Origin of the sequence: Phocaeicola faecium (assembly GCF_014837055.1) — a bacterium.
GTDB classification, from domain to species: Bacteria; Bacteroidota; Bacteroidia; order Bacteroidales; family Bacteroidaceae; genus Phocaeicola; species Phocaeicola gallinarum.
Map to the genome: position 1 here is coordinate 191030 of NZ_JACSPQ010000019.1, position 8857 is coordinate 199886.

The 8857-nt window shown below is 45.3% G+C and carries 6 protein-coding genes and 1 pseudogene; 4 read left to right on the forward strand and 3 right to left on the reverse strand.

The features are described 5' to 3' along the window. The first annotated feature begins 48 nt into the window (after window positions 1-48). From H9626_RS14960 to H9626_RS13200, 3 genes and pseudogenes are all read left to right on the forward strand, one after another. Window positions 49-1464 (forward strand): hybrid sensor histidine kinase/response regulator, encoded by a 1416-nt coding sequence (locus H9626_RS14960; protein ID WP_225231002.1) that lies wholly within the window; start codon window positions 49-51, stop codon window positions 1462-1464. Further along, a pseudogene (locus H9626_RS13195) lies at window positions 1452-2746 on the forward strand (sigma-54-dependent transcriptional regulator). Before H9626_RS14960 ends, H9626_RS13195 begins: the two are co-directional and overlap by 13 nt. 323 nt (window positions 2747-3069) lie before the next feature. Next, window positions 3070-3291 carry a hypothetical protein gene (locus H9626_RS13200; protein ID WP_191710780.1) on the forward strand — a complete coding sequence of 74 codons (222 nt, stop codon included), beginning with the start codon at window positions 3070-3072 and terminating at the stop codon, window positions 3289-3291. A 213-nt stretch (window positions 3292-3504) separates the two neighbouring features. Here H9626_RS13200 and H9626_RS13205 read toward each other — a convergent pair whose 3' ends face one another. The 3 genes from H9626_RS13205 to pckA all read right to left on the reverse strand — a co-directional run bounded on the left by H9626_RS13205 (window position 3505) and on the right by pckA (window position 7486). Next, window positions 3505-4779, reverse strand: coding sequence for a phage integrase SAM-like domain-containing protein (locus tag H9626_RS13205; protein WP_191710781.1), 1275 nt, complete (start codon window positions 4777-4779; stop codon window positions 3505-3507). Between the two features lie 350 nt (window positions 4780-5129). Then, complete coding sequence (locus H9626_RS13210) at window positions 5130-5786, reverse strand: nitroreductase family protein (protein WP_191710782.1); 657 nt, start codon at window positions 5784-5786, stop codon at window positions 5130-5132. 95 nt (window positions 5787-5881) lie between these two features. Then, window positions 5882-7486 (reverse strand): phosphoenolpyruvate carboxykinase (ATP), encoded by a 1605-nt coding sequence (gene pckA / locus H9626_RS13215; RefSeq protein WP_178257439.1) that lies wholly within the window; start codon window positions 7484-7486, stop codon window positions 5882-5884. 274 nt (window positions 7487-7760) lie between these two features. Between pckA and upp the strand changes: the two genes are divergently transcribed. Continuing rightward, entirely contained in the window at window positions 7761-8414 is a 654-nt protein-coding gene (gene upp / locus H9626_RS13220; protein WP_178257440.1) for a uracil phosphoribosyltransferase, read from the forward strand. The last annotated feature ends 443 nt before the right edge of the window (window positions 8415-8857 follow it).

Genomic DNA, 8857 nt, shown 5'->3' on the forward strand with positions numbered 1-8857 from the left:
ATCGGAAAGTTGCAGGAGAGCAATAACGCAAATGAAAAGCTAATCAAGTTGCGGCGCAACCTCATCCAAAACGTCACCCACGAACTGCGCACCCCGCTGACCGCCATCGGCGGCAACGCCGAACTGCTGCTGGACGACACGGAGGCTGACAGCCGCATGCGCCATGCACACGCCATCCATGATGCCGCTGGACGCATGGCAGGGATGATAAACAGCCTGCTGGTGTATTTCCGTCTGGACCGCGGCAAGGAAACACCCGTCATAAAGCCGTTCAAACTATGCTCCATTGCCGGAACATTGGAAACGGAGTTCGGGCCATTAGCAGCAAGCAAACATCTTGCCTTCACAGTGAAAAACCATGCGAACGAGATAGTGGGTGGTGACAAAAACCGCATCCTGAGTATCGGGAGCAACCTGCTCTCCAACGCCATCAAATTTACCAAAAACGGAAGTGTCACATTGACAACCGAATATACCAGCGGCATATTTACCTTGTCAGTGTCAGACACAGGCACGGGCATGACAAAGGAACAGCAACTGCGGATATTCGTCCCGTTCGAGCGGCTGGGCAACTCCGTGACGGAGGACGGCTTCGGATTAGGGCTTGCCATCGTCAGCGACACGGTGAAACTGTTGAATGGAAGCATCACAGTGAAAAGCAAACCGGGCAAAGGAAGCCGCTTCACCGTAAGCCTGCCACTGCCCAAAGCGGAGGAAACAATGGCCACCGAAAAGACAACTGTTAAGCATTCCACGCTTTCCGGATACTCCGTGCTGGCGATAGACAACAACGGGATGCTGCTGGACATGATGAAGGAAATGTACAGGCAAAGCGGCGTAAGGTGCGACACCTGCCAAAGCGTGGACGAACTGACGGACCGTATGCGCACAAAGGACTACGACCTGCTGGTAACCGACCTGAAGATGCCGGAGGTGAATGGTTATGAGGTGCTGGAACCGCTGCGCACGTCGGAGATCGGCAACTCGCAGACCATCCCCGTTGTTGCAGCCACCGCCGCAGGCTATGTGGAAGAAAAGGAACTGACGGAAAAAGGATTTGCCGCCGTGCTGTACAAGCCTTATTCCATAGACGAACTGCTTGCAGTCACGGAACGCTGCATCAAGCCAAAGGGCACAAGCAATATAGATCTGTCGCCCCTGCTCGCTTTCGGCGATAAGCGGCGCACGTTGGAAAAGCTGGCGGCCACGACACAATCCGACATGGATGAAGTGCGCAAGGCGGCGGAAGCCGGGGACATGGAGGCGTTGGACAGCTGGATACACCACCTCAGAAGCTCGTGGATGCTGATAAAGGCGGAACAGCCGTTGGCGGTATTGTATGACACAATCCACAAGGGAAAAATATCAGATAACGAAGTGAAGGCAGCCGTTGACGCCGTACTGGCACAAGGCAAACTGATTGTAGATTTGGCGAGGAAGGAGGCGGAACGATGGGACGGATAATCGTGATAGAGGACAATCCCGTATTCGCCGGTTATGTGTGCGGACTGCTGGAGAGCAAGGGATTCCAAAGCGTCAGCTCCTCCACCTGCAACGGGGCAAGGAAACTGTTTTCCAAGATGCGGGAGGACGACATCGTGCTTGCCGACCTGCGCCTGCCCGACGGAGACGGCATCGCCCTGCTGGAAGAACTGCGGAGACAGGGCATGAACAATCCCTACATCGTCATGACCGACTACGACGAAGTGCCCACGGCCGTCCGGTCGATGAAGTCAGGCGCGGAAGATTACATCCCGAAGCCGCTGATTGAAGCCAACCTTTTCCCGCTCCTGAAAACCTTGCAGAAAAGGACGGAGCGGCACGACACACCGATTTACGAGCGGCAGAGCGCGGCTTTCCGTGAGATAGACCGCAGGATAAGGCTGGTCGCCCCGACCAACATGAACGTATTGATATTAGGCGAAAGCGGAACAGGAAAGGAACACATTGCCGGGAAGATACACGCGAGGAGCAAACGGGCAGGCAAGCCATTCGTGGCGGTGGACTGCGGCCTGCTTTCAAAGGAGCTTGCCGCCTCCGCCCTGTTCGGACATGAGAAAGGGGCGTTCACGGGAGCCGAAAGCAAGAAACAAGGTTTCTGGGAGGAAGCCGCCGGAGGCACGTTGTTCCTTGACGAGATAGGCAACCTGCCCATAGAAGTGCAGCAGATGCTGCTCCGTGCGTTGGAATCCAAAATGTACAGACCCACGGGCGGCAGCAAGGACAAGCGGGCTGATGTGCGCATCATCGCCGCCACCAACGAAAATTTGCAGGTTGCCATAACTGAAAAGCGTTTCCGGGCTGACCTCTACCAACGGCTGAAAGAATACACCCTGCACATAACGCCGCTGCGCGAGTGCAAGGAGGACATCATACCGCTTGCGGAGTTCTTCCTACAACTTGCCAACGAGGAATTTGAAAAGCAGGTAAAAGGCTTTGACGCGGAGGCAAGAAAACGACTGCTTGCCTATACGTGGGGCGGCAACGTGAGAGAGCTGAACGGGTCGTGCATTTGGCGGTGCTGCATACCGAGGGCGATACGGTCACGGCGGACACGTTGGAATTCGATGAAATGCCGCTGACGTCTGACGCTTCACTGGAAATGGACGATATGGAAAAGAAACAGATTATCCGTGCGCTGGAACAGGCGAAAGGCAACCGCAAATTGGCTGCGGCATTGCTCGGCATCGGACGTACCACGCTGTACAACAAGATAAGATTATACGGCATAAAGTACAAGGAATAGACCAAGAACACCACAAGGTTAGAACAGGTTGCCCGACTTCGGAGAGGCAACCCGGCGGCAAGGCTTTCGGAGTAACCCGAAAGGTTTCGAGTAACTCGAAACATACCTTGCTGCTGCCACTTTTCGGCAGTAACCGAAAAGCCTTCGGGTAACTCGAAGGACACCTTGCTGTGCTTTTGAGAGCACAAGAAATCCGTCAGCAAACGGATTTGAATTAGTGCTGTTATTTCGGATTTCAAAGCATCGTTTCCCGATGCCCAAGCTGCCCAAAAGAAGAAAGGAAATGAGGGTATAAGAGGGCATAAGAGAGTGGTTATATCCGCATGAATGCTTGCAAGCCAGACTGCGTGTGGGTTCTCGTGAATGCAAACACGTGCGGACATACACACACTAGCCTGCAAGCCTGCCCGCACTCCGACCTGCCAGCCATCCTGCTTGCCTGCCGACCGGTCTGCCTGCGTGCCTGCCTGCCGGCACACAGGCAAGCGTGCAGGCAGGCTATTCGCAAACGATTAGGCTCAAATACAATGTGGAAACGGTATTGAATTAAAAGTAGGACAGTGCTACTGATTTTCATCAGCAAGATGTGCAACAAATGTACAATAATGACAAGATGTTTGATTTACTCTATTTTTCAGAGGAATAACTTTGGCAATAAGGAAGAAAAACACTACTTTTGCAAATGAGAAAAGCGTTCTTATGATTAGTGCAGAACATAGCAGAATATAGAAGCCTGCTGGTTTCCAAGTCGTTACCTGTCAAGCTGACAATCTTTGTAAGTCCCTTGTTTTCAATGAGTAAGAGAAAGTAATATGTCTTGCTATGTGCATGGAAACCTTCTTTTCAATTCCTGCCATTGCTGCCAGCTTTCCCAAATACTTGTTAAGTAAGCTGTTTTTGCTATTGGTATGTTGAAGAAGCATTTTCTTTATCTCATAGGGAAGTTGCTCTTTACTTTCCCATGTAACAGCCTTTGCGTATGGTGCATTATTATCGAGTAAAGGGAAAATATATTTTGAAGTTCTATTCTGAAGGTCAATGTATTCTGTTATGATTTCCAGTGCTTCAGGAAGAAGAAGTATTTCTTTGGCGGTTGCTGTCTTATCCATTCGGTAACTGATTCTCCAGCCTCCATTTTCATATACTACATTCGTCCCCCTTAATTGTATCAGGTCGCCAGCTCTCATTCCAGCACAATAGAAAGCAAGCATGAAACAATTTCGGGTGTGCCAAAGCAAGCTGCCTTCTTCCAGTTCCAAAGCCTTTAAAGATTCTATTTCTTCCCATGTCAGTTTCTCTTTATTGGTGTCAATGGTTTCACACTCAAAGTTATCAAAAGGGTTTTCTTTTAGTGATAGTCCTTCTTCTTTCAGTTCCACCAGCCCTTTATGATAGAGGCTTTTGAAATTGTCAAACTGCTTACTGATAGTATTCTGATGTAAGGTTAGTTCGGGATTCTTTACATTAGGGACTTTTTTAAGATAGGCTTTAAACCGATTCAGGAAAGCCAAAGTAATTTCATTGAAAAGCAAATCCTTTCTTTTGCTTTCCATAAATTCTTTCAGCTTCTTTCCATTTTGAGGTATGGAAGGAACTTCTTCAGGCTTGATTCCATTGATAAAGAATTTCAGTTTATTCAGAAATGTAATATACTTGGTATATGTCCGATAGTCCCCAGCTTCTAAAGTCCTTGCAGCAAAGGTTTCGGCAAACTCTATAAAAGAAAAAACTCTTTTTCCTGCTTTTATGGTATTAGCGACACTTTGTGATGTGATTCCTTTGCCTCTTTCTTCCAGTAGTGCTTCTGCTTTCAAAGCCTCATCCTTCATTTTCTTTAAAGCCTGATTCATTACTTTGAAGTTTGGCTCACTTTTACGGACTTCTTGTGCTTTAGGATTCCAGTGTTTTGGGGACTTTAATTCAATAGTGGTTTTTATTCTCTTATGTTTCTTGTTTTCCGTGATTCGGAACAATACTACATAAGTGCCTTTTTGTGTAGGCTTGCTGTTTAGTTCAAAATTGTAGGTTGCCATAAATGCTTCATTTAATATCCACTTACAAAGGTAGGATTTTTACTGAAACTTTTGGCTGTTTACTGAAACTTTTACTGAAACTTTTTCTTCTTTTCTTTATATTCTATTATATTTGCATCAAATTTTAAAATCGATAATTCCCTGTTAATCACCAATATACAATATAACTCAATGTTCTAAATTTAAATATTGTTAGTCCCGCTTCGAGTACTCTAAGGGACAAATCGTTGTTTTGACGGTTTGTCTTTTCTTTTTTGTCCTCATAAGTTGTTGAAGAATTGGAAAGAAACCCGCCATTGAGCCTGATTTTGTCAATGGCGGGTTTCTCTTTATTTCGTAAGATATCAATCCTATTCAATAAATTTGATTTTCTGTTCGTCACGCGGTTTTGCTGCCGGCGTTTCATCGGGATAGCCAAATGCGATGCAGTATAACAGTTCATATCCTTCAGGTATGTCCAGACGCTTCAGATAATCGGCTGCTTCAGGGGTGTTGGTCATGAAACGGGTAGGACCTCCCAAACAGCAAGAGCCGATACCCATTGACCACGCTGAAAGAATCATGTTTTCACCCAGCAGTCCACAGTCTATTTGTGATAAATCGTAAGCCGTGTCGTGAGCGATAAACACTACCGTAGGTGCATTGCGGAACATATTCTTAAAGTTCGGGTCTTTGGTCGCGTTCGGATTAGCTTTCTTATATACCTCCGTAATACCATTGATGAAATCCGGATTGTCTACTACCCGGATAGCCCATGATTGCTTGTTTTGTCCGTTAGGAGCATTGATGCCACAGTTTAAGATTATTTGCATCGTGTCGCGGTTTACGGCCTGTGGCTTGTATTGCCGGATACTGCGGCGCGTCATGATGGTTTCAATAACTTGGTTTGTGTTACTCTCCGTCGTGCCGGTTATCTGTTCTGCCTCTGTTTGCGGTTTCTGATTCCCTCCACAAGCCACGAGTGGAAGTAGTAAGGCAGCTAAAACAGTTTGTTTCAGGTATTTCATAACTGATATAATTAAAATGATTCGGGGATAAATATATAAAAAAAGCGATTCTCCGTAGAGAACCGCTTTTATATTTAAGATTTTGTAAGTTCGAATTACAATTTCGGACCAGCAGCAACCAAAGCCTTACCTGCATCGTTTCCTGTAAACTTAGCAAAGTTCTTGATGAAGCGTCCAGCCAAGTCTTTAGCTTTTTCATCCCATTGAGCTGCGTCAGCATAAGTATCACGCGGGTCAAGGATCTTCGGATCTACGCCCGGCAATTCAGTCGGAACAACGAAGTCGAAGTACGGGATAGTCTTAGTCGGAGCTTTGTCGATAGAACCGTCCAAGATAGCGTCGATAATACCACGAGTATCGCGGATAGAGATACGCTTGCCAGTTCCGTTCCAACCAGTGTTAACCAAGTATGCTTTAGCGCCTACTTTATTCATCTTCTTAACCAGTTCTTCTGCATATTTAGTCGGGTGCAAAGTCAAGAAAGCAGCACCGAAGCAAGCAGAGAATGTCGGAGTCGGTTCAGTGATACCACGTTCTGTACCTGCCAATTTTGCAGTAAATCCAGACAAGAAGTAATACTGAGCTTGTTCCGGGTTCAAGATAGATACCGGAGGCAATACACCGAAAGCATCAGCTGACAAGAAGATTACTTGGTGAGCGTGAGGACCTTTAGATACCGGCTTAACGATGTTGTTGATGTGGTAAATCGGGTAAGAAACACGAGTGTTTTCTGTTACGCTCTTATCTGCGAAGTCGATCTTACCGTCAGCAGCAACTGTAACGTTTTCCAACAGAGCGTCGCGTTTGATAGCGTTGTAGATATCCGGTTCTGATTCTTTATCCAAGTTGATAACTTTTGCGTAGCAACCACCTTCGTAGTTGAATACACCTTCGTCATCCCATCCGTGTTCGTCGTCACCGATCAATTTACGTTTCGGGTCGGTAGACAAAGTAGTCTTACCTGTTCCAGACAAACCGAAGAAGATAGCTGAGTCAGTTTCTTCCATGTTGGTGTTAGCTGAACAGTGCATAGAAGCGATACCACGCAACGGGTTGAAGTAGTTCATCATTGAGAACATACCTTTCTTCATTTCACCGCCGTACCAAGTATTCAGGATAACTTGTTCTTTAGTAGTCAGGTTGAATACAACAGCAGTTTCTGAGTTCAAGCCCAATTCTTTGTAGTTTTCAACTTTAGCCTTAGAAGCATTGTAAACCACGAAGTCAGGTTCGAATGATTCCAGTTCTTCAGCTGTCGGGCGGATGAACATGTTAGTTACGAAGTGAGCTTGCCAAGCAACTTCCATGATGAAACGTACGCAAAGGCGAGTTGCAGGGTTGGCACCGCAGTAACCGTCAACTACATACAACTTCTTGTTTGAAAGTTCTTTAGCTGCCAAGTCTTTCAATACGTTCCAAGTTTCAGTAGTAACAGGTTTGTTGTCGTTTTTATATTCTTCAGAAGTCCACCATACAGTGTTTTCACTTGTAGCGTCTTTTACCAAGAATTTATCTTTAGGAGAACGACCCGTGTAGATACCGGTCATTACGTTTACTGCACCCAGTTCAGTTACCTGACCTTTTTCAAAACCTTCCAAACCAGCTTTTGTTTCTTCAGCGAACAATACGTCGTAAGAAGGATTGTGTACGATTTCTACGGTTCCATTGATACCGTACTTAGTAAGATCTAAATTTGCCATTGTTCAAATGATTATTTGGTTATTATATCAAATGTGTAATATCGTTTTTGTTATCCTTAAAAGATATCCTTCAACATCTCTTTTGCTTTTTGCGCTACAAAAATAGTGGTTTATTTTTAAATCAAAGAAGTTATTAGAGAAAAAATTCCGTAATTGGAAAAGATTTATACTTGTGTAACAAAATTGTAAATTCTACATTACAAATCCATTTTTATTTTGTTTCTTTGCGCCTGATAAACACTTAATTCTTAATGTAAAACCAGTTAAACAGTTTATGAAGATTGTTGATTTTAGCAATGACAATTCTATTTTAAATCAGTACATTGCCGAGATACGAAACGTACAAATACAGACTGACAGCCTGCGTTTTCGCCGGAATATCGAGCGGATAGGCGAGATTATGGCTTACGAAATTAGTCGTACTTTTTCTTATCAACCGTTAAAAGTACAGACGCCTTTATCCGAAACATTTGTTAAAGTGCCTGCCCTTCGTCCTGTTATAGCTACTATCCTGCGTGCCGGCCTGCCTTTTCATCAAGGTTTTTTGAATTATTTCGACCACGCAGAAAATGCTTTTGTCTCGGCGTACCGGAAATATCAAGATGAAGAGCATTTTGATATTCATATTGAGTATATAGCCTCGCCCCGCTTGGATGGAAAAACATTGATACTTACCGATACGATGTTGGCTACGGGGGCTTCGATGGAATATGCGTATGAGGCTTTGCTTACGAAAGGTGAGCCGGCTCATGTTCATATAGCGTCGGTCATTGCAAGCCGTCAGGCTGTGAATCATCTTGAAAAAGTTTTCCCGTCGGATAAAACAACAATATGGTGTGCGGCGGTCGATCCGGAGCTGAATGCACATTCTTATATTATACCCGGTTTGGGCGATGCAGGTGATTTGTGTTTTGGTGAAAAAGAGTGAAAGTCTGTTTTTAGTTTGTCGTCCAAAGCTCACACGAAAGCCGATAAAAATACTTAATCGGAAAATTTAAATAAGTTCTTAGCCTCTTCATTCGGTAAAATTCCGCTGAAGAGGCATTTTTTATGCCCTGTTTCCTCACTCCCAAAAACGGAAGCCGAAGCGTTGCCTGTTCCTACCGCATGTGACAGGCAACGCTCCGAATAGAAATTTTCGTCCTTTCGGATAGAAATTTGCCCGTGTTTGTGCCGCATAAATAAATGTAATCGCGTAAGCCCGTATATATAGATGTGCGGTTTTTCATCCTTCGCTTGCTCCCTTCCAAAAAGTTTCCGTTGTAAAACCCTGTTTTACAGCATATTTTCCGCGAATATCAAAAAAATATGAAAAAAAGTGTGTGGAGTGTGTTGCGGAATCGGATAAAGTGCGTACTTTTGCACCCGCTT

Bases quoted from the DNA above. Each gene is read 5' to 3' on its own strand.
- H9626_RS13200 (WP_191710780.1), top strand. From the start codon at position 3,070: ATGAATGCTTGCAAGCCAGACTGCGTGTGGGTTCTCGTGAATGCAAAC.
- H9626_RS13205 (WP_191710781.1), bottom strand. From the start codon at position 4,779: ATGGCAACCTACAATTTTGAACTAAACAGCAAGCCTACACAAAAAGGC.
- H9626_RS13210 (WP_191710782.1), bottom strand. From the start codon at position 5,786: ATGAAATACCTGAAACAAACTGTTTTAGCTGCCTTACTACTTCCACTC.
- pckA (WP_178257439.1), bottom strand. From the start codon at position 7,486: ATGGCAAATTTAGATCTTACTAAGTACGGTATCAATGGAACCGTAGAA.
- upp (WP_178257440.1), top strand. From the start codon at position 7,761: ATGAAGATTGTTGATTTTAGCAATGACAATTCTATTTTAAATCAGTAC.